This window comes from Amycolatopsis pithecellobii (assembly GCF_009707865.1).
Classification (GTDB): domain Bacteria; phylum Actinomycetota; class Actinomycetes; order Mycobacteriales; family Pseudonocardiaceae; genus Amycolatopsis_E; species Amycolatopsis_E pithecellobii.
The window spans coordinates 99,675-118,701 of the sequence record NZ_WMBA01000016.1; the positions used below are offsets into that span (position 1 = coordinate 99,675).

Consider the following 19,027-nt stretch of genomic DNA (forward strand, 5'->3'; position numbering starts at 1 on the left):
CGTCAACCAGCGAGGTGGTCCAGGATTGCGGTACGCCGTTCCTGGTACTCCTTCACCGTCCGAAGCTTGATGTCCTCATAGCCCCGGACGACGTCGGGCAGGCCGGCAAGTTCGAGCACCAGATCGCGAGTGGTGACCGAAAGCGCGGCGACCGCGGTGGCCATGGACCGGGCATAGTCGTCGATGAGCCGGCGTTCTTCGCGGCGCACCGCGTCGTAACCGAAGATGTCGAAACGCGTGCCGCGCAGAGCGCGCATGGCGTAGAGACTTCTGAGCACGGGCTTGCCCCACCAGGATCGGAGACGGATCTTGTTCTTCAGTCCCATGGCTCGCAGGATCGGCGGGTGGAGCAGGATCGAGTAGCGTGCTCCCTCGCCGAACTCGTCGTGGACCTGACGTTCGAGGGCAGGGGAGATGTGCAGCCGAGCCACTTCGTACTCGTCCTTGTAGGCCATGACCTTGTACAGGTGCCGCGCGTACGTCTCCGTGATGGCGGTGCTGTCGTCGAGTGCGGACGCTTCGGACTTGCGGATGTTCTCGACTTCGTGTGCGTATCGCTGCGCCCACGCGACGTTCTGGTACGCGATGAGCTCGTCGACGCGACGTCGGACGAGGATGCCCAGGGCGGTGTCGCCCGGGACTTGCACGGTCGATGCGACCTTCTCGGTGCGGTGATCCTTCGCCCTCGCCGTGGTGGAGGCGTCGGCCGGATCCTGGCTGACCGCGTGCTGCCGGCCGAGCCGGAAAGCCTTGATGTTGCGCTCGACCTGGACCCCGTTGACATCGAGTGCCCACTCGATGTCCTCGGGCGAGAGGGGAAGGACGCCCGCCTGCACGGCGACGCCGAGCAGGAAGACGTTGTCATACTGGTCCTCGTCCAAGGCTGCCGCGCCAGTGGCCGCGTGAGCGTCGACGAACACGTTTTCGGGGCGCGATCCCGCCCATTCGATGCGCGTGATGAGGTCGTCGGGCCGAGGGAACGACGTCTTGGTGTCGGTCACCATTTGTCCCGTGGGAGTGACTGAAGTCGACACGACCGCGTAGGTGCGGTCCGCGCCCATGACGGCGAGGTTGGACTCGGTTGCCGCGACGAGGATGTCGCAGCCGAGATAGAGGTCGCAGGCACCGGGCCCGATTTTGTTGGTTCCCACGATCTCGGACGTGGACAGGCGGACGTCGGACACGACCGCGCCGCCCTTCTGCGCCAGCCCGAGCTGGTCGAGCCCTTTGACCTTGAGGCCCGCGTGCGAGGCGGCGGCCGCCAGCACCTGCGCCACGGTCACCACGCCGGTGCCGCCGACGCCCATGATGCGCATCGAGAAGTCATCGGGCGTCACGAGCATGCGCGGTGTCGGCAAGGTGGTGGCGGGGACCTGCTCCCGCGTGGCCTTCTTCGTCCCCTTGCGTGGGACAACCTCGACGAAGGATGGGCAGTCACCCTTGAGGCAGGAGAAGTCGAGGTTGCACGAAGCCTGGTGGATCGCGGTCTTGCGGCCGAATTCCGTCTCCGTCGGTCGCACCGAGAGGCAGCCCGACTTGTCGCCACAGTCCCCGCAGCCCTCGCAGACGCGCTCGTTGATGAGGATGCGCCGCGTCGGTGCCTCGACGAGACCACGTTTGCGCTTGCGTCGTAACTCTGTGGCGCATTCCTGCTCATGGATCAGCACGGTCACGCCAGGGGTCCGGGCGAGCTCCTCCTGCACCGGGATCATGTCGTCGCGGTGCCGGACGGTGACCTTCGCGGGGAGCCGGCGACCGAAGGCTCGCCGGCTGTGTTTCGGCTGGTCGCTGGTGATCACGACACGTGCCACGCCCTCGGCCAGGAGCTCGGCCACGATCTCCGGCACCGTCATCTTGCCGACGGCTTGCTGACCCCCGGTCATCGCGACCGCGTCGTTGTACAGCAACTTGTAGGTGATGTGTGACCCGCCGGCGATCGCGGCTCGGATCGCCAGCGATCCGGAATGGTGGAAGGTGCCGTCACCCAGGTTCTGAAACAGGTGATCCTGGGTCACGAACGGCGCCATGCCGGCCCACGCCGCGCCCTCTCCGCCCATCTGGCTGTGCCCGATCGAGGGGCCGACCCGGTCCTCCGGCATGAACGCGACCATCGCGTGGCATCCGATTCCGGCGCCCACAAGGGATCCCGCGGGCACCTTGGTGGAGCTGTTGTGCGGGCAGCCGGAACAGAAGGCGGGAGGCCGGGGCAGGATGGGCAGCAGGGTCGGCACGCGCCGTGCCGACCGCTGCCGGTCGAGCCAGGCGGTGACCGATGCGGCACCGCCGTGGCGGCGAATGCGCGGCGCGAGACGGGCAGCGATGTAGTCGGCCGGAAGATCGCCGTCGGCGCGGAAGAGCTCCTCTCCTGCCTCGTCCCGCTTGCCGTGGACCTGCGGCACCCCGGGCCGTGCGTACAAAAGGTCCTTGAGGGCCAGTTCGATGAACGCCTTCTTCTCCTCGACCACCACGATCTCGCTCAGGCCCTCGCTGAAGCGCGCCACGATGCCAGGCTCGAGCGGGTGCACCATGCCCAGCTTGAGGACACGCACGCCGCTGCCGGAGATGCTCGCACTCGTGATGCCCATGTCCGACAGCGCTTGCCGGACGTCCAGGTAGGTGGCACCCGCGCAGACGATCCCCAGCGTCGCTGCCGGATCCCCGATGATGCGGTTGACATCGTTCGCGGCGGCATATCGCCGGGCAAGCTCCATGCGCTGCCGGACCTGCGTCGCCTCGAGCTTCCCCAGGGTGGGTTGCAGCAGATTGCCGGTCGGTTCGTGGACGAACGGTTCGCCCCCGAACGTGTTGTCGGGAGCAACAGGCATGACGCGGGCGGAGCTCAGGCTGACGGTGCCGGATCCGTCGACGACGTTGGTCGCCAGCTTCATGGCGACCCAGAGGCCGGACGCACGGGACATGGCGATGCCGTGCAGCCCGAGGTCGAGGATGTCCTGGGGATCAGCAGGGGACAGGCACGGCATGCCCAGCTCGGCAATGGCGGGCTCCGAGCTGCTCGGCACCGTGGAGGACTTCGCGATCGAGTCATCGCCGACCAGGGCGAGGACGCCGCCGCGGCGGTGGGTCCCGGCCAAGTTGCTGTGCCGGATCGCATCGGTGGCGCGGTCCAGCCCGGGTGCCTTGCCGTACCAGATACCGGTGACCCCGTCACCGATGCGGTCGGGCGACGCCGATGCCAGTTGCGAGCCCTGAACGGCATTCGCCGCCAGCTCTTCGTTGACTCCTGGCCGGAAGACGACACGGTGCGCGCCGAGCCGTTCCGCTTGACGTGACAGTTGCAGATCAAGACCCGCGAGCGGCGATCCTTCATAGCCTGAGATGAAGATCCCGACATCGAGGCCACGCCGCTCATCCAGCCGCCGCTGATCCATCGGCAGCCTGACGAGCGCCTGGATCCCGGACAGATGAACCTCACCGTCCAGAAGGTCGAATCGGTCGTCGAGAGGGTTGCCGCCCGGCACGCCTTCGGAAGGCGCGGTGGTTCGCGTCGTCATAGGTCCTCACGTCCGGAAAATTGTGGTAATCCCTATCATTGGCGACGCCTGCTGCGGCTTCTATGGGTAAAACCGAGGAAATCCTTGACTTGGAGGACGGGTCCCTGGTGGAAATCACGAGTCATCCCACGGCCTGCCCGAACCGCATAAGCCGCCGGCAGCCGGTTACCTGTCGGCGATCTTGCAGGCGAGAACGGACTTGCCGAGGCCATCGAAGGTTCGCGGGTCCCAGCCGGTGACCTTCTTCCACCGATCCAGCCGATAGGTCACGGTATTCGCATGGAGGTTCAGCAGCCGTGCGGTATCCGCGATGGACATGTTGCCTTCCGCGAATGTCAGGACGGTCTGGGCGAGTCGAGGGTTTTCGGAGGCGCGATGGATGTTGGCGGACAGAACCGGCTCGAGGCGTTGCGCGTTCGACAGCAGACATGCCTCGTACCAGGTCTCGGAAAGCGAGCTCGCGGGTGAGCCCGGTGCCGAGGCTGCCCGGGCCAACTCGGCGTCGCCGACGCTGAGTACGGCCCCCGCGACGCCTTCCCGCGGCAAGCCGATGCCCGCGCCGACCACGTTCGCGCCGCCGAGCGCTTTCGCTATGGCGACGGGAGTCGAGCCCTGCGTGATGAGAACTTCGCTGTCACTGTGGTGCCCGGTCGCAACGACGACCCCACGTGCACTCAAGGAACGCGAGACCGTTCGGGAATCGGGCATGTCCTCGGGTCCACCGGCCCAGCTGGCGGCGATGAAAGCCGCCGCCGGGTCGAACTCCAGCGCGACGGCGAGACGCTGCGCCTCCGGTCCGCTCTCGCCCGAGGCCAGGAGCTCAATCAGGCGCTGCGACAGTGTGATGCGCTGACTCTGTTGCGCCGCGGTCACGTCGGTATGGGCGGCCGCGAGGACCGACGAAATACCGTGCACCGATTCGAGCACGAGGGTGGCGACTTCGGGCAGTTGCTCGCCCGCCGCGCCGGGCGCATGCCGCAGCTCGTTCCACAGTTCGCCGTGGCCTATGTGGAACGCATTGATCAGGACGTCGACGGAGATCCCCTGCCCGGCACGGCGCTGCGCCAGGACAACGGCCTGCGCGAGATCGGATTCGTCCAGCGCACGCCGGCGGGCGATGCCGCCGAGCAGCCGGTGCAGCTGATCGTGGACCGCCGCGACATGCTCGCCGAACCGGACTGCCCCGTACTCGTCCAACTCCTGGCGGATCTTCCTGGTGGACCGCTCGGCAATTCGTGGCAGCCCGCGTTCGAGAGACTCGCACAGCTCCCGCACCGCCGACCAGGACATCGCGATGTGACCGCCTCTCGTGATATTCACGATGATTGTGCCGGAAAACCGGCCTGAAGTCACCGAATAACCGAAGGCATCTGGTGATTCATCACATCATACCGATGAGGCGCCCGGTGTTAAAACTCAAGCTAGGCGCGCTCGTAGGCGATGTCCGCGCGGGAGGGCACGCCCTGCACGAAGAGCATCCCGCGTTCCCAGTGCTCGATCTCGCCTTGTGTCGACCAGTCGTGGACGACCACGCGGTGCGCTATTTTCCAGGCGCCGTCACGTTTTTCGAAGCGGTCGACGTAGCGTCCGCCGAACACGGCCTGAAAGGGCCGCCCACCGCGTTCGCCCGTGTGCACGGCCAATGCGTAGGCCTCGCTGTAAGCCCGGTCCCCGTCCAGCTCGATCAGGTGGTTGGTGACGTAGTGCGAAACCGTGCTGAACACCGCTGAGCGCTCCATCGCATACGCCAGGAAGTCGTCGAGCCGGTCGCCCTGGTAGGCCCCGTGGTTCTCCGTGACGTCCTCCCAGTACGCCGACCTGATCAGCGCCGTGTCACCGCGATCCACGCCGCGGCAGTACCGCAGCAGCGCCTCGTGGATCTCCTTCTTCGCCAGCAGTTCCCGGATAGCCTCGTCGGCCATGCCCGTCCCTTCTTCTCACGCGAGGAATGCCGCTCGCAGGGTTTCGTCCTCCAGCACGTCCCGCCCGCGACCGCGGACGAGAACCTCGCCGCGTTGCAGGACGACGGCCTCGTCACACACTTCGGTGGCCAGTTCGGCGTTCTGCTCGACGAGCAGGATCGTCATGCCACCGGCATGGATCGCCCGGATCGCGTCGAACACCGTGTCCACCATCACCGGCGCCAGCCCCATCGACGGTTCGTCCAGCAACAGCAGGTCGGGACCGGTCAGCAGGGCCCGGCCGAGCGCAAGCATCTGCTGCTCGCCCCCGGACAGCGAGCCCGCGATCTGCGCCGAACGCTTGCCGAGCACGGGAAACAGGCTGAGCACCCGCTCGTACTCCCTGGCGAAGTCCGATGTGGACAGACGTTTCGAGTATCCGGCCTGCCGGAGGTTTTCCGCCACGGTGAGCGGCGCCGCCACCATGCGCCCTTCCGGGACGAGCGCGAGGCCGGCCCGGACCAGGCGGTGGGCCGGCCGGCCGGTCACGTTCTCGCCGTGGAAGGTCACGGTGCCCTTCCGTGATTTCGTCAGCCCCGCGATCGTGTTGAGGGTGGTCGACTTCCCGGCGCCGTTCGAGCCGATCAGCGCGACGAGCGAGCCCTTCGCGACCGTGAGATCGACTCCGCGCACGGCGGCGATCCCGCCGTAGGACACCCATAGATCGGTCACCTCAAGCATTGGCCCGCCTCCCGAAGTAGGCTTCCTGAACACGCGGATCGTCGAGACACTCGCCGGGCTCGCCACTCATCAGCAACGCGCCCGAGTTCAGCACTGCCGCGTCCGTGCAGTAGGTGCGGACGAGCCCCATGTTGTGCTCCACCATCACCAGCGTCAGCCCGGTCTCCCGCAAGGTGACGAGCAGTTCGCCGAGTGCGGCGGACTCCTGGGCGTTCATCCCGGCCGTCGGTTCGTCGAGCAACAGCAGCGAGGGCTCACTCGCCAGCGCGCGGGCGATCTCCAGCCTTCGCTGTTCGCCGTAGGACAGCGAAGTGGCGAGCCTGCGCGGGGGCACCCGCAACCCGACGAGATCGAGCAACTCTTGTGCCCGTGCAACACTTTCCCGCCGGGCTTTCCGCTCGCCCGGCATCGCCAGCACGGCGGCGAGTGCCGTGTCGCGGCGCACCCGGTACCGGCCGGCCACAACGGATTCGACCACATCGAGACCCGGAATCAGTTTGATGGTCTGGAAAGTCCGGGCGACCCCCAAGCGCGCGACCTGGTGCGTCGCCGACGTACTGGTGCGGGAGCCGAGCACCTCGATCTCGCCACCGCTGCGCCGGACGATGCCGTTGACCAGGTTGAGGAAGGTGGTCTTGCCCGCGCCGTTCGGCCCGACGATGCCGTAGATCGAGCCACGGGGGACGGTCAGGCTGACGTCGTCGACGGCCCGCAGCCCGCCGAACTGTTTGGCGAGCCCGATCGTCCGGATGGCCGGTGTGGTGGTCATTTCCGCGCTCCTCGGGTGCGCCGGCGAGCCGGGTCGATCAAGCCTCGCGGGAGGAAGATCATGATCACGATCAGGATGACCCCGTTGACGATCTGGTCGGCCTGGTCGACCGTGCCGCGCAGGATCTCCGGGATGAGTGTGAACACCAACCCGCCCACGAGCGGACCGAGCCAGTGGAAGCCGCCTCCGAGCACGACGGCGGCGAGGCACACGAACGCGAGGTTGAGGAAGAACGTGTCGGCGTCGACGTAGGCGTACAGGCTCGCGAGGAGTACTCCGGCTCCTCCGCCGACAAACCCGCTGATGACGAAGCTGACGCTCTGGATCCAGCGGATGTTGATGCCGAGGGTGGCCGCGACCACCGGATCCTCCCGCACGGTCTCGGCCGCGATCCCGTAGCGAGAGCGCCGCAGCCGCGCGAACACCCACACCGCGACGGCCAGGCTCCCGAAGATGTACGGCAGACCGAGTTCGACCGGGATGGACAGCCCGTTGACGCCGCCGGTGAGCATCGGCAGGTTGAGCGCCGCCACCCTGGTCATGAGCAGCACCGCGATCGTCGCCATCGCGATGTAGTGGCTGTTCAGGTGCAGGATGACGAGGCTGACCAACACCGCGACCACCGCACCGAGCAGTGAGCCGCCGAGCAGGAGTACCACCCCGGGCAGGCCGGTGTTCGCGCCGAGCCGGCCGGCGAGGAACGCGCCGCACGCGGCGAACGTCACGCTGGCCATGCTGAGCAGGCCGGTGCTGAGCGAGGCGTACATGCTCAGCGCCAGCAGCCCGAACACGAGGCCGAACTCGGCCGTGGACAGCAACGAGGCGGTGTTCATGCTCGGCTCACCTTGACCTCTCCGAAGATCCCTTGCGGCCGCGCCACGAGGAACACGAGCAGCAGACCGAAGACGATCGCCTCCCGGAAGGTGGTCGAGAGGTACTGGACGGTCATGATCTCGATGATCCCGATGGCGAGCCCGCCCAGTACGGCACCGCGGAGGTTGCCGAAGCCGCCGATCACGACGGCCGCGAAACCCTTGAGCAGCAAGCCTTCTCCGACGTTGAACGACACGTTGTTCGTGGTGGCGGCGGTGAGGATGCCGGCCACCCCGGCGATTCCGGCGGCGATCACCGCGGTCACCCCGAGTGCGAGGCGCGCGTTGACCCCGGCGATGGCGGCGGACTCCGGTTTGAATCCCACCGCGCGGATCGCCGCCCCGAACCTCGTCCGGCTGAGGAACAGGCCGAGCCCGATGGCGACAACCGCCAGCGTGAGGACGTTCACGAAGTAGATCGGCGGGATCTGCAGGCCCGCGACGGCGATCGCCTTCGTGGGGAACACCCCGTCCGGCAGCGCGACGGCGTCGGGTCCGAGTACCACCTCCGCCAAGTTCAGCAGGATGATCCACACTCCGACGGCCACGATGATGCTGCCCAGCAGCCCGGCGTTCTTCTCCCGCAGGGGCCGGAAGGCGAAAGTCTCCGCCAGCAGGCCGATTGCGCCGGCCGCGATCGCCGCGGCCGGCACGGCCACGACGAAGGGCAGCCCGGTGTGGATGACGAGTTCGTAGGCCGCGACGACGCCCCAGGTGGCAAAGGTTCCGTGGGCGACGTTCAGGATGCCCATGTTCGCGAAGATGATGCCGAACCCGATCGCGAAGAGCGCGTAGAGGGCGCCGGTCGACAGGCCGTTCACCAGCTGTTGCAGGAAAAGGTTCATGGCCACAGCCTTTGTGTCCCGTCGGCGTTCCACTGGAGGAACTGGACCTTGTCCGACAACACCGCCTGGCCGTCCTTCATGCTGTAGGTGTTACCGGACACGGATGGGAAGCTCGGCAACGCCGACAGGGCCTGCGCGAGTGCCGCACGATCGGCTTTCCCGGCGCGTTTGAGGCCTTCGGCGAGGAACCACACGGCGTTGTAACCCTGTGCGGCGAACAGGTCGGGGTCCACTCCGTGCGCGTTCCGGTACAGCTTCACGAACGTGCGGGTGCGGTCGTTGTCGGCCAGTGGCGTGAAGGGGATCGGGAAGAGCGTGCCGGCCATGGCGGGGCCACCGGCCTCGAAGATCGGCGGGGTGGCGACGCCGTAGCTGGACAGGATCCGCCCCTGATATCCGCGATCTCGCAACGCCTTCGTGAGCAACGCGGACTTCGACCCCAGCATGCTTTCCACCAGCACGTCCGGGGCCGCCGCCATGATCTGTGCCGCGACGGCGGAGAAATCCGTGTCCGCGGTGAAGGTGTCGATGCTCCGGACGATCGATACCTTGTTGCGCTGCAACGCCGACGTCCACACCTTCGAGTCGTCGACCTGGCCGCCGTTGTCCGCCGTGACCGCGACGACCGCGGTGCGTGGCCGGTACGCCGCGGCCACGGCATCGACCAGCTGGTCGTACATTCCGCCGGGGCTCGAAGGCAGGGCGATCGTGCGGTAGAGATACGGCGGCGCGGTCAGCCCCGGCAGCGTCGCACCCGTGACCACCGTGGGGACCTTTTCCCGCTGTACCAACGGAGCCAGCGAACCGGCTTCGGTGGAGACGGTGCAGCAGATGGTGGCGACGTCGCCCTCGGAGGCGAACCCGCGGAACTGCGCGATCGCCTTGGCGGCGTCCCCTGTCGAATCGTCCGAGGTCAGCTCCAGTTTCTTACCGGCGCCGAGGAAACCGGAAGAGTTGATCTCGTCGACGGCCACCCGGGCGCCGCGGTCGACGGGGACGCCGGCGAACGCGGCGGCGCCCGTGAGCGGGTTCGTCAGCCCGATGTGGATGACGTCGCCGCCGCCCGCCGCGTTCGTGCCGGTGCATCCGGCCAGCGCCAGGGCGACGCAGGCCAGCGTCGCGAACAATCGCCCATGCTTCACTGCTTTCTCCTTTGAACTCAGTGGGCAGCCGGTCAGTTGACCGGGTTGCGGGGAGGTTCGCCCAGCAGCACGCGGGCGACATCCGCGAACGCGCGGTGCACGGTTTCGCGGTAGGACTCGGCGGAGTAGTGCCCCGCGTGCGGGGTCAGGATGACATTGTCGAGTGCCAGGAGCTTCGAACCGGGTGACGCGGGTTCCTCGGCCAGCACGTCGAGGCCGGCGCCCGAGAGGTGCCCTTCGGCAAGGGCGGCGGCCAGCGCCTCCTCGTCGACGAGCCGCCCCCTCGCGACATTGACCACGATCGCACCGGGCTTCATCCCGGCGATGACCTCGGCGCTGACCAGGTTCTCCGTCTCGGCCGTGAGCGGGACATGGAGGGAGAGCACATCAGCGGTCCGCGCGAGTTCGGTGAATCCGACCGCGGGGAAGCCCGACTCGGTGATCACCTCGCCCGCGACGAACGGGTCGTGCACGATGACCGACATGCCGAGCGCGCGGGCGCACTCGGCGACCCGGCGGCCGGTGCGGCCGAACCCGGCAATGCCGAGAACCAGCTGATCCAGCCGCCGCATGCCGCGCCCGCGCGCCAGGTAGTCCCATTCTCCGGCACGCACGGCGCGATCGAACTGCGGCAGTCGCCGCACCAGCGCCATGATCATCGCGAACGCATGCGCGGCCACTTCGGGCGCGTTCGCGTCCGGCACGTTCACCACCCGCACCCCGCGCCGGGTGGCGGCGGGCACGTCCACGGTGTCGACGCCGACGCCGAACCGTGCCACCACACGGCAGTGGGGGAGGGCGGCGAGCACCCGCTCGGTGATGGGCTCGCGAAGGACGAGCAGTCCGGCCGCATCGGCGCAGTTCTCGATCAGCGACTCCTCGGTGAGGCATGTGACCTCCCGGTAGCGCAGGCCGGCTTTCTCGAGCACCGCCACGTCCGCGGGTTCGACCGCCAGCAGCCCGTCGGTACGGATGACCAGATCGCTCACGCCGTCGCCGCCTTCACCGTCGCGAGCCTCCGCAGGGCGTCACTGGCCACAGTGGACGCTGTGCTGCCCAGGAACAACAAGTCGCCGCCCAGCAGGAACAAGCGAACTCCCGCGCCGGCCCACCGCTCCACCTGTGCGCTGTCGAGGCAGAAGATCCCGGTCAGCACGCCGGCCGCGGTGGCGGCGCCGATGATTCGCTCGACCGCGGCACTGTGCGCGGGCGAACCACCCGGAACACCGAGCGACACAGCCAGATCGCCGGGCCCGACGAAGACCACGTCGATGCCTTCGACAGCGGCGATCTCCTCGGCGTTGTCCACGCCACGTCGTGTCTCGACCTGGATGACCAACACGGTGTCGTCGTTGGCCGTCTCCAGGTAGCGGGGGAGCGCCGAGCCGTACGCCGATGCGCGTCCCGGTCCCGCGCCGCGGGTGCCGGCCGGTGGATACCGCACCGCCGCGACCGCCGCGGCGGCTTCCTCCGCTGTCTCCACCCGCGGGACGACGACGCCTCGGGCGCCGGAGTCGAGTGCGCGGCTGATCTCCGCGCCGACCCCGGAGACCCGCACCAGGCTCGGCACGCGGGACACGTCGCACGCGCGGATCAGCGACTCGATCTCCGCAGGGCCGAGCGCTGCGTGTTCGGCGTCGATACACACAGCTTCGAACCCTTGTGTGGCAAGGATTTCCACACTTGCAGCGTGACCGACGCTGACGAAGGTGCCCAGTACGGGACCTTCCAGTAGCCGGTTACGGAGCGAGGGCCTGTCAGAGGGGTAGGACACCAGCGGCCTCCAGATCTTTGAGCGAGTACGACCGGCGGCAAACTGTCGACAGTCGCCAATGGTCGGGTATGCTATAAGGAGTGTCGACAGTCGTCAATACTGGGAGAAGCCGATGACGATCCAGGCCGTACGAGCCGGCAGTCTCGTCGAGACCGTGCGGGAACAGCTGCGGCACGCGATCCTCTCGGGAGAGCTGCCTCCCGGTGAGGCTGTGCGCGACTCGGTGCTGGCGGCCCGGATGGAGGTGAGCCGGGCCCCGGTGCGGGAGGCGCTGCGGGCGCTCGAACAGTCCGGCCTCGTGGTGAAAAAACCGAACAGGTCCTATGCGGTGGCGAGCTTCACCGCCCGGGACCTGGTCGATCTCGCGGGCGTGCGCATCGCACTCGAGGGGCTGGCGAGCCGGCTGGCCGTCGGGGCGAACGCGGGGTCCGGTGGGATGGCGGAAGCGCTTTCCCGGCTCCGGGACGCGGTCGACGCGGATGACCCGGTGGCCATGGTCTCAGCCGACCGGGAGTTCCACGAAGCACTCGTCACCGCCTCGGGCAACCAGCGGCTGATGACCAGCTATGCGCAGATCTGCGACCAGATCGAGCTGGCCTTGCACGCGACCAACGCGCTGAAACGCGGTCGCGAGGGCCTGGTCGAGCGGCACGAGGAGCTGTTCGCGGAGTACCAGGCCGCCCTCGCCCGGCGCGACGTCAGCATTCTGCTGAGCCTGCTGGAAGGCCACGTCGCCGGCGGCTTGGGCGTGCCCCCGTTGGAGTTGTGAGCCGCCGGTCGCCCGAGAGCAGCTGGGAGCGCGGTCGTGCGCTGGATGCCGCTTCAGCTCCCGGCCTGCGTCTGTCCTGATAGGACAGTCGTGGAGAGGGTGCGCAGATCGTCGAACGCTCGCTGCAGGGTGCGCTCGTTGACACCGGCCCGGACGGCGATCTCCGCCGCCGTGGTCTGGTCGAACCCTCGTTCAAACGCGCCGAGGAGATCTGGTTGCCCCGCCACGACACGAAACACGGAAAGAAGATCAGCCATGCCCATCGACGACTTGCACCCGTCGCGATACCGAAATCGGCATGAGCTTCTTCGGACCCGACCTCGCAGAGGCGCTCACCGCCCAAGTCGAGAACCGCCCACCGAATTTCGCCGAACCGCTTCCCTGGTAAGGCGGCCGGGTGGCGAGGAGCTTCAGATCTGCGCCTGGCCGCCGTCGACGAAGAATTCGACGCCGTTGACGAAGCTCGACTGGTCGGTGGCCAGGAAGATCGCGGCATTGGCGATCTCGGCCGGATCGGCGACCCGGTCGAGTGGTACTTCCGCGGCCTGCGCGTCGAGCAGTGCCTGTTCCTGCCCGGCGGGGGCCAGGCCGAGCAGGCCGGGCGTGTTCGTCGGTCCTGGGCTCAACACGTTGACCCGGACCCCGCTCGCCCCGAGTTCGATGATCCAGGACCGTGCGAGGTTGCGGATTGCTGCTTTGGTTGCCGAGTAGACGCCGAGTCCCGGTCCTGGTCGCAGCGAGGTGGTCGAGCCGGTCAGGATCACCGAGGCATCTTCGGCCAGTAGCGGTAATGCGTTCTGCACGGTGAACAGCACCCCTTTCACGTTGGTGTCGAAGGTCTTGTCGAACGCCTCCTCGGTCACCTCGGCCAGTGGACCGGCCACTCCACCGCCGGCGTTGGCGACCAGTACGTCGATCCGGGCCTTGCGCTGCTGAATCGTCCGGTAGAGCGCATCCAGGTCCGCGAGGTCGGACGAGTCGGTCCGGATGCCCTCGCCATTCGGGCCGAGCTCGCGGACCGCCGCGTCCAGTTCGGCCTGCCGTCGTCCGGTGATGAACACGTAGGCGCCCTCGGCAAGGGCAGCCTGTACGGCGCCTTCGGCGACAAACACCAGCTGTTCCTGCGGGTGTTCGAGGGCTACTGCGCCGACATCAGCGAACAGGTCGAGCAGGCCCTGGCCGGCCCGGATGCCGAGGCGTTCGAGCGGCTGCGCGCACACGTGCGCGCCGTGGCTGCCGACACCGCGGCGGACGTCGAGCATCGCGGTTGCCTGCTGGCCAGGGGCACCTCGGAACTCGCCGGCCAGGACCCGGCCGTGGCCGCCCACGCCCTGCGCACCTTCGAATTCCTCGAAGATCTTTTCGTGGCGTGTCTGGAAAAGGCGCAGCGGCACGGCGACATCGACCCGGAGGCCGACCCGCGCGCACTGGCCGGCTTGCTGCTGGCGGTCCTGCGTGGGATCGAGGCACTGGGCAAGGCCGATAAGAGCGAGGCCTCGTTGCGCAGCATCGCCGAGACCGCGTTGGCCGTTCTCCCGCGCCCGGCGCCGTAAATATGCCACGAAACCGAGGCCGATCGTGGCTGACATCGGAGTGCGCCGCTTGTCTCGTCGAACGCCTCGTAAGGTGTGCCCATGGCGGAGCGCACCGAGCAGCCGACGCGGCGTGAGCGGCTGCTGGCCGCGGGCCGGGAGGCCTTCGGCCGGCAGCCGTACGACGAGGTCTCGCTGACCGACATCGCCAAGCGTGCCGGAGTCGCGCACGGGCTGCCGTTCCACTACTTCTCCAACAAGCGTGGCTTCTTCATCGAGGTCGTGCGGTCGATCGCGGGCGAGATGCGCATAGTGCACTCCGGTACGAAAGACCTGCCTCCCGCCGCCGCCGTGAGGGAGGCGCTGGACCGCCACATTGACTACTTCGAGATGCGCCCGCACACGTTGCTGGGTCCGATGCGCAGCGCGCTGGTGGCCGACCCGCGGGTCCGTGAGGTCTTCGACGCGGCCCGCTGGGACGGCGCACGTTCGGTGCTGCGGATGATCGGGCTGGACGATCCTTCGCCCGCCGTCGAGCTCGTCGTGCGTGCCTGGCAGGCATTTCACGACGATCTTGTGTCACGCTGGCTCGTCGATCGGAAATTCCCGCGGGAGCGGATCGTCGAGATGCTGTTCAGCTCGCTGGACTCGGCGCTCGAATCGGCGACGATCCTGGATCCGGAAACCCGGATCGACCTCACCGTCCTTCGCGACTGAGAAACGGTCAGCTGCGGTGCAGGATCGTCCGCATGGCCGCGGCCAGCTCGCCCACCGGGTCGTCGGGTTCGCCGAGTGCCCGGTAACCGACGTGCGAATCAGGGCGCACCAGGACCGCCCCCGCGGGCGGGATTTCCAGCACCTCGAGATCCCGCGGGTCATCGGGACACAGATCGCCTCCTTCGCCCAGCTCGTAAGCCTCGATGGGCACGTTGAGCCGCGCGCTGACTTGCTTCGCCGCCGTCGCCCAGCCGGTGCCCGGCCCGCGGCTCAGCAGCACGAAGCCGTGGCCGGTCAAATCCACTGTGGACAGCCGGCCCGCGCCGCCGGTGAGCCACACGTGCGGCAGGCGCGCCCCTGGGTGCGAGGTCGGGTGGTAACGCTCCACTCCGGACTCGACGGCGGTCGTCCCGTCCGGCACGACCGCCCGGCTGGTGTAGATCCGGCCGAACTGCTGCCCTTGCGAGTGGATTTGTTCGCGCTGCGCGGGAATCGCCTCGGCGAAGCGGCGGCGGGCCTGCTCGCCGGACGGCAGTTCGATGTCGGAGAGGACGCTGGGATCGGACGTCAGCCAGCCGGTATCCTGCATCCGCTCGGTGTTGAGCATGACCTGCCGGGAGTTGTACTCGGCCACGGGCTTGCGCTCGGCTTCGTAGGTGTCGAGCAGTTCTTCCCCGGCTTCGCCACGTACGACCGCGGCGATCTTCCATGCCAGGTTCGCCGAATCCTGGATCCCGCTGTTCATACCGAAGCCACCGTGCGGCGGGAACCGGTGGGCCGCGTCGCCGACGAGCAGGATGCGCCCCCTCCGCCACCGCCGCGCGACGGCCTGCTCGTGGCGCCAGCGCAGCACGTTGAGCAACTCGATGTCCAGGTCCGGGGCGCCGGCCGCCTCCCGGATCAGCCGGGTGCACAAGTCCTTGCCGAAGTGATCGTCGGGGCGGTCCGGGTCGCCTTCGAAGTTGAAGATCCACCTGCCCTCGGTATCCACGGGCCAGAAGGCGCCCTGGACATCCGGGTTGACGATCCACCAGAGGAGGTAGGGGCGGCCCGCGGTGATCTCGTCGAGGTCGGCCCGGAAGTAGACGTTGACCGATTCGCCGTATGGTTGGTCGGCTACTTCCCCGAACTCATGGCGTTCCCGCGTGCGGCTCCGTGCTCCGTCCGCGGCGATCACGTAACGAGCCCGGACGGTGACCGGGGAACCGGAGGCGGGTTCGAGCACCACAGTGGCCCCGCCTTCGTCCTGCTCGATCGCGCTCACGGTGGTGGACATCCGGATCTCGACGGACGGCGCATGCCGGGCGGCATCGAGGAGGATCGGCTCGATCCGGTCCTGTGGGGCGAACAGTGGAGCTTCCGGGCTCTGCCCGGCGAACTCGGCCATCTTCTCGGCATCCTCGGCGAAATGGAGCGTCCCGAGCTCTATCCCGGTCAGCCGGGTGAGCCAGGCGACCGCGAGGGTGCGCTCCAGCGGGAGGCCGACCGCACGGGCATTTTCGGCGATACCCCACTGGCGAAAGAGTTCCATGGTGCGGGCGTGCACGCCGACGGCCTTCGGATGGTGAGCGAGACCGGCGTGCCGTTCGACGAGCAGCGTGCGCACGCCGGCCCTGCCGAGCTGCAGGGCGGTGGACAGGCCGACCGGGCCCGCCCCGACGATCAGGGCGTCGATGTCCGGGGATTTCACCTGATCACGCACCCTTCGTCTTGTCGAGTACGACGTTCTCCTCGGTGACCCACGCGAGCACACTGGGCATGTCCACGATCCGTGCTTCGTCTTCGTGAAGTTCCTTGAGCGCAGCCAATCCCTCCGGGGAACTGAATGCCGCGGCAAGGCTTTCCGCACTGTCGAACCACAATTCGGTGATGGCGTCGTAATCGCCGTTGCTCCACCCGCGCTCCTCGACGAAGCGGGCGATCGCTTCGCTGCCACCCCGGTAGCTCTGCACGTACCGGCCAACGTTCAGGGTGGTGGCGAGCCGGGTCACCAACCGAGCGTGTGTCGTCCGCCAGTGTTCGTTGAACTCCCCGAGGGAAACACCGGGCTTCCGTTTGCAGATCACGACCACCTTGACCATCCGGACCTCCTCGTCACGAGCTGGATTGACTGGGAATCAACATAATGAGACAGGTGGGTTGACTTGAAGTCAATGCCCTCGTAGCGTTCGGACGTCGCGCGGCCCGGGTTCGTCCGCCACGCGGATTTCCCTTCGACAATCCGGAGGATGACGATGTCCCAAGCCCTCGGCCCACAGTCCGTGTTCGACGTGCTGGTCGTCGGTGCCGGCCCGGTCGGCCTGGCCACCGCATTACAACTCGGTCGCGCCGGTGCGAAGGTGCGGGTGCTGGAGCGTCGCGCCGGGCCCTCGGACCAGCCCCGTGCGCACGTGGTCAACGGGCGCACGATGGAGCTGTTTCGCTCCTGGGGGCTCGCTGAGGCCGTGCGCGCCGACGGGCTGCCCCCTGACCTCGCGACGACCTTCGGCTGGGTCACCGAGATCGGCGCCGAGGACTTCGCCACCATCCCCTACGTCGACGACGTGACCGCCGAACGCTGCGCGCCGGAGACCCTTTGCAGCTGCCCGCAGGACCGCGTGGAGGCGCGCCTGCTCGCCGCGGTGTCCGACCTCGACACCGTGACGATCTCGCAGGGGCACGAGGTGGTCGCTTACCGGGCGGTGGGCAGCGGCGGCGGCGTGCTCGGCGAGGTCGACGTGCTGGGCCCTGGAGGGGCGCGAGCCACGGCCCGGGGACGCTACGTGATCGCGGCCGACGGGGCGTCAAGTCCGATGCGGCGGCTCGCGGGGATCCGGATGGAACGATCGGTTCCGTTGGGGCGCATGCTGAATCTCTACTTCTTCGCGGACCTGACACCGTTCACCCACCGCCGGCCGCACATCCTGTGGTTCGTCCACAATCCGAAGACCCAGGGCATTCTCATCACGCTCGACGGCGCGCGGCGCTGGGTGTACTCGATCGACCTCGGCGATGGTGAGACCGAGGACGACTACGGTCCCGAACGATGCGAGGCCGTCATCCGGGACGCGGTGGGTGACGACAAGCTCGAGATCGACTTGCGGGCACGGCTGACGTGGTCGCTCGACATGGGGGTGGCCGAGCGGTTCCGCAACGGGCCGCTCTTCCTCGTCGGCGATGCCGCGCACCGATTTCCGCCCACCGGCGGTTTCGGTATGAACAGCGGCATTCAGGACGGGCACAACCTCGCTTGGAAAGTCGATCACGTCCTCCGTGGGCTCGCCGGAGACGCCTTGCTCGACACCTATGAGGCCGAGCGCCGCCCCGTCGCGGTCTTCAACGCCACCCAGTCCATGCTGAACGCCGAACAGTTGCAGGAGGCCAGTGCGTTCCTCAACGCCCCGGAAACCCTTGCCCTGCTCGGTTCGCCGGAAGGCGCCGGACTGCGAGCCGGCATCCACGCGAACCTGCAGCGCACGCGCGAGCAGTTTCACTCGCTCGGGCAGCAGTTCGGACACGTTTACCGAGGCGAGGCCGTCGTCGCCGATGGGTCACCGGCGAAGGATTCCACGATCACCGAGTACCGCATGACGGCCCGGCCCGGGGCTCGCGCTCCGCACGCACGTCTCGACGCCGCCGACGGATCGCGTCGTGGGGTGAGCACGGTCGACCTTGTGACCGGCGAATGGACCGTGCTCGCCGCAGGCGACGCCCGGCCCTGGCGGGCCGGCGTCGTCCCGCCGGGGCTTACGTTGCGCGTGCACGGAATTCACTCGCGGCCGACGGCTGATGCCGAACCCGGTGACTTCGTCGATGCCGGTGATCCCGGTTACTGGCAGGAACTGTACGAAGTGGACGATGGGGGAGCGGTGCTCGTCCGCCCGGACGGGCATGTGCTGGCGCGCTGGGCACGCCCACCCGGCGACCCCGCCACGGCCGTTGCGGACGCGCTCGCCTCCGTGCTCACCCCGGCCGGCTACTGGCAACCCGCCGAAGCCACCTGAGCGTAGGCGAGGCCGCCCTGCCCGGATCGACGCGTCCACAACCGGCTCCTGCAGCCATGTCGAGCGGGCCGGTGTTGATCAAGCTACTTGGAAGGATCGCTTGGACAGCCCGAACCGGTAGCCCTCGATCGCTGTGTCGACGGGCGCCTCGGCGTCGGCGGCGACGCCGAGGGTGATGAACAGCGGTGTGTAGTGCTCGGCGGAAGGGTGCGCGAAGCGCACCCCGGGTGCCAGGCTGCGGTAGTTCGCCAAGGTATCGACATCGCCGCCGGCAAGGGCTTGGGCCGCCCAGGCGTCGAAGTCGGACGACCAGGACGGCACGACGTTGTGCACGAACTGATCCCGGGTGAGGAACGGCACCCCGTGTGTCATGTAGCCCGACCCGACCACGAGCACGCCCTCTTCGCGCAGGCTCTTCAGCCGCCGGCCGATGTCCATCAGCCGGGCGGGGTCGTGGGTGGGCAGGGACA

General features: G+C 68.1%; 19 protein-coding genes. 4 read left to right on the forward strand and 15 right to left on the reverse strand.

All coding sequences use genetic code 11. The features are described 5' to 3' along the window. Nucleotides 1–2: 2 nt before the first annotated feature. The 10 genes from GKO32_RS13375 to GKO32_RS13420 form a co-directional block, all read right to left on the reverse strand. Nucleotides 3–3,512 carry an indolepyruvate ferredoxin oxidoreductase family protein gene (locus GKO32_RS13375; protein WP_154757159.1) on the reverse strand — a complete coding sequence of 1,170 codons (3,510 nt, stop codon included), beginning with the start codon at nucleotides 3,510–3,512 and terminating at the stop codon, nucleotides 3–5. Between the two features lie 165 nt (nucleotides 3,513–3,677). Beyond that, nucleotides 3,678–4,832 carry an RsbRD N-terminal domain-containing protein gene (locus tag GKO32_RS40140; RefSeq protein ID WP_154757160.1) on the reverse strand — a complete coding sequence of 385 codons (1,155 nt, stop codon included), beginning with the start codon at nucleotides 4,830–4,832 and terminating at the stop codon, nucleotides 3,678–3,680. A 101-nt stretch (nucleotides 4,833–4,933) separates the two neighbouring features. Further along, nucleotides 4,934–5,434: a nuclear transport factor 2 family protein gene (locus tag GKO32_RS13385; protein ID WP_154757161.1), complete on the reverse strand. Its 501-nt coding sequence runs from the start codon at nucleotides 5,432–5,434 to the stop codon at nucleotides 4,934–4,936. Nucleotides 5,435–5,449: 15 nt separating this feature from the next. Further along, the gene (locus GKO32_RS13390; protein ID WP_154757162.1) at nucleotides 5,450–6,154 is read right to left on the reverse strand and encodes an ABC transporter ATP-binding protein; all 705 of its coding nucleotides are present in this window, start codon (nucleotides 6,152–6,154) and stop codon (nucleotides 5,450–5,452) included. Continuing rightward, nucleotides 6,147–6,923 carry an ABC transporter ATP-binding protein gene (locus GKO32_RS13395; RefSeq protein WP_154757163.1) on the reverse strand — a complete coding sequence of 259 codons (777 nt, stop codon included), beginning with the start codon at nucleotides 6,921–6,923 and terminating at the stop codon, nucleotides 6,147–6,149. The genes GKO32_RS13390 and GKO32_RS13395 overlap by 8 nt, the downstream gene beginning before the upstream one ends. Then, nucleotides 6,920–7,756, reverse strand: a complete 837-nt coding sequence (locus GKO32_RS13400; RefSeq protein ID WP_154757164.1) for a branched-chain amino acid ABC transporter permease — start codon at nucleotides 7,754–7,756, stop codon at nucleotides 6,920–6,922. Before GKO32_RS13400 ends, GKO32_RS13395 begins: the two co-directional genes overlap by 4 nt. Beyond that, a complete protein-coding gene (locus GKO32_RS13405) occupies nucleotides 7,753–8,640 on the reverse strand; it encodes a branched-chain amino acid ABC transporter permease (protein ID WP_154757165.1) in 888 nt (295 codons plus the stop codon). Before GKO32_RS13405 ends, GKO32_RS13400 begins: the two co-directional genes overlap by 4 nt. Beyond that, nucleotides 8,637–9,782, reverse strand: a complete 1,146-nt coding sequence (locus GKO32_RS13410; protein ID WP_166459532.1) for an ABC transporter substrate-binding protein — start codon at nucleotides 9,780–9,782, stop codon at nucleotides 8,637–8,639. The genes GKO32_RS13405 and GKO32_RS13410 overlap by 4 nt, the downstream gene beginning before the upstream one ends. 32 nt (nucleotides 9,783–9,814) lie before the next feature. Beyond that, a complete protein-coding gene (locus GKO32_RS13415; RefSeq protein WP_154757167.1) occupies nucleotides 9,815–10,771 on the reverse strand; it encodes a C-terminal binding protein in 957 nt (318 codons plus the stop codon). Next, nucleotides 10,768–11,556 carry an HpcH/HpaI aldolase family protein gene (locus GKO32_RS13420; RefSeq protein WP_312867860.1) on the reverse strand — a complete coding sequence of 263 codons (789 nt, stop codon included), beginning with the start codon at nucleotides 11,554–11,556 and terminating at the stop codon, nucleotides 10,768–10,770. Before GKO32_RS13420 ends, GKO32_RS13415 begins: the two co-directional genes overlap by 4 nt. A 112-nt stretch (nucleotides 11,557–11,668) precedes the next feature. Between GKO32_RS13420 and GKO32_RS13425 the strand changes: the two genes are divergently transcribed. Beyond that, nucleotides 11,669–12,325: a GntR family transcriptional regulator gene (locus tag GKO32_RS13425; protein WP_166459533.1), complete on the forward strand. Its 657-nt coding sequence runs from the start codon at nucleotides 11,669–11,671 to the stop codon at nucleotides 12,323–12,325. A 53-nt stretch (nucleotides 12,326–12,378) separates the two neighbouring features. Here the strand turns inward: GKO32_RS13425 and GKO32_RS38390 are convergent, their stop codons facing one another. Then, nucleotides 12,379–12,564 carry a TetR family transcriptional regulator gene (locus GKO32_RS38390; protein WP_208024396.1) on the reverse strand — a complete coding sequence of 62 codons (186 nt, stop codon included), beginning with the start codon at nucleotides 12,562–12,564 and terminating at the stop codon, nucleotides 12,379–12,381. 171 nt (nucleotides 12,565–12,735) lie between these two features. Continuing rightward, entirely contained in the window at nucleotides 12,736–13,587 is an 852-nt protein-coding gene (locus GKO32_RS13435) for an SDR family oxidoreductase (RefSeq protein ID WP_154757169.1), read from the reverse strand. Here GKO32_RS13435 and GKO32_RS13440 point away from each other — a divergent pair. Both GKO32_RS13440 and GKO32_RS13445 read left to right on the forward strand, forming a co-directional pair. Further along, on the forward strand, nucleotides 13,555–13,878 hold the full coding sequence (locus GKO32_RS13440; RefSeq protein ID WP_166459358.1) for a TetR family transcriptional regulator C-terminal domain-containing protein: 324 nt from the start codon (nucleotides 13,555–13,557) through the stop codon (nucleotides 13,876–13,878). The genes GKO32_RS13435 and GKO32_RS13440 overlap by 33 nt on opposite strands. Before the next feature lie 81 nt (nucleotides 13,879–13,959). Further along, the gene (locus GKO32_RS13445; RefSeq protein WP_154757170.1) at nucleotides 13,960–14,574 is read left to right on the forward strand and encodes a TetR/AcrR family transcriptional regulator; all 615 of its coding nucleotides are present in this window, start codon (nucleotides 13,960–13,962) and stop codon (nucleotides 14,572–14,574) included. A 7-nt stretch (nucleotides 14,575–14,581) separates the two neighbouring features. On the opposite strand, the gene GKO32_RS13450 is transcribed toward GKO32_RS13445, so the two are convergent. Continuing rightward, nucleotides 14,582–16,264: an FAD-dependent monooxygenase gene (locus tag GKO32_RS13450; protein WP_208024397.1), complete on the reverse strand. Its 1,683-nt coding sequence runs from the start codon at nucleotides 16,262–16,264 to the stop codon at nucleotides 14,582–14,584. A 4-nt stretch (nucleotides 16,265–16,268) separates the two neighbouring features. Then, the gene (locus tag GKO32_RS13455; RefSeq protein WP_154757171.1) at nucleotides 16,269–16,655 is read right to left on the reverse strand and encodes an EthD domain-containing protein; all 387 of its coding nucleotides are present in this window, start codon (nucleotides 16,653–16,655) and stop codon (nucleotides 16,269–16,271) included. A 147-nt stretch (nucleotides 16,656–16,802) separates the two neighbouring features. Here GKO32_RS13455 and GKO32_RS13460 point away from each other — a divergent pair, with 147 nt between their 5' ends. Beyond that, nucleotides 16,803–18,557, forward strand: a complete 1,755-nt coding sequence (locus GKO32_RS13460; protein ID WP_154757172.1) for an FAD-dependent oxidoreductase — start codon at nucleotides 16,803–16,805, stop codon at nucleotides 18,555–18,557. A 78-nt stretch (nucleotides 18,558–18,635) separates the two neighbouring features. Here the strand turns inward: GKO32_RS13460 and GKO32_RS13465 are convergent. Next, the coding region (locus tag GKO32_RS13465) for a dioxygenase family protein (RefSeq protein ID WP_166459534.1) at nucleotides 18,636–19,027 on the reverse strand (392 nt) is incomplete at its 5' end.

Bases quoted from the DNA above. Each gene is read 5' to 3' on its own strand.
- GKO32_RS13375 (WP_154757159.1), bottom strand. From the start codon at position 3,512: ATGACGACGCGAACCACCGCGCCTTCCGAAGGCGTGCCGGGCGGCAAC.
- GKO32_RS13385 (WP_154757161.1), bottom strand. From the start codon at position 5,434: ATGGCCGACGAGGCTATCCGGGAACTGCTGGCGAAGAAGGAGATCCAC.
- GKO32_RS13390 (WP_154757162.1), bottom strand. From the start codon at position 6,154: ATGCTTGAGGTGACCGATCTATGGGTGTCCTACGGCGGGATCGCCGCC.
- GKO32_RS13395 (WP_154757163.1), bottom strand. From the start codon at position 6,923: ATGACCACCACACCGGCCATCCGGACGATCGGGCTCGCCAAACAGTTC.
- GKO32_RS13400 (WP_154757164.1), bottom strand. From the start codon at position 7,756: ATGAACACCGCCTCGTTGCTGTCCACGGCCGAGTTCGGCCTCGTGTTC.
- GKO32_RS13405 (WP_154757165.1), bottom strand. From the start codon at position 8,640: ATGAACCTTTTCCTGCAACAGCTGGTGAACGGCCTGTCGACCGGCGCC.
- GKO32_RS13425 (WP_166459533.1), top strand. From the start codon at position 11,669: ATGACGATCCAGGCCGTACGAGCCGGCAGTCTCGTCGAGACCGTGCGG.
- GKO32_RS13435 (WP_154757169.1), bottom strand. From the start codon at position 13,587: ATGCTCGACGTCCGCCGCGGTGTCGGCAGCCACGGCGCGCACGTGTGC.
- GKO32_RS13445 (WP_154757170.1), top strand. From the start codon at position 13,960: ATGGCGGAGCGCACCGAGCAGCCGACGCGGCGTGAGCGGCTGCTGGCC.
- GKO32_RS13455 (WP_154757171.1), bottom strand. From the start codon at position 16,655: ATGGTCAAGGTGGTCGTGATCTGCAAACGGAAGCCCGGTGTTTCCCTC.
- GKO32_RS13460 (WP_154757172.1), top strand. From the start codon at position 16,803: ATGACGATGTCCCAAGCCCTCGGCCCACAGTCCGTGTTCGACGTGCTG.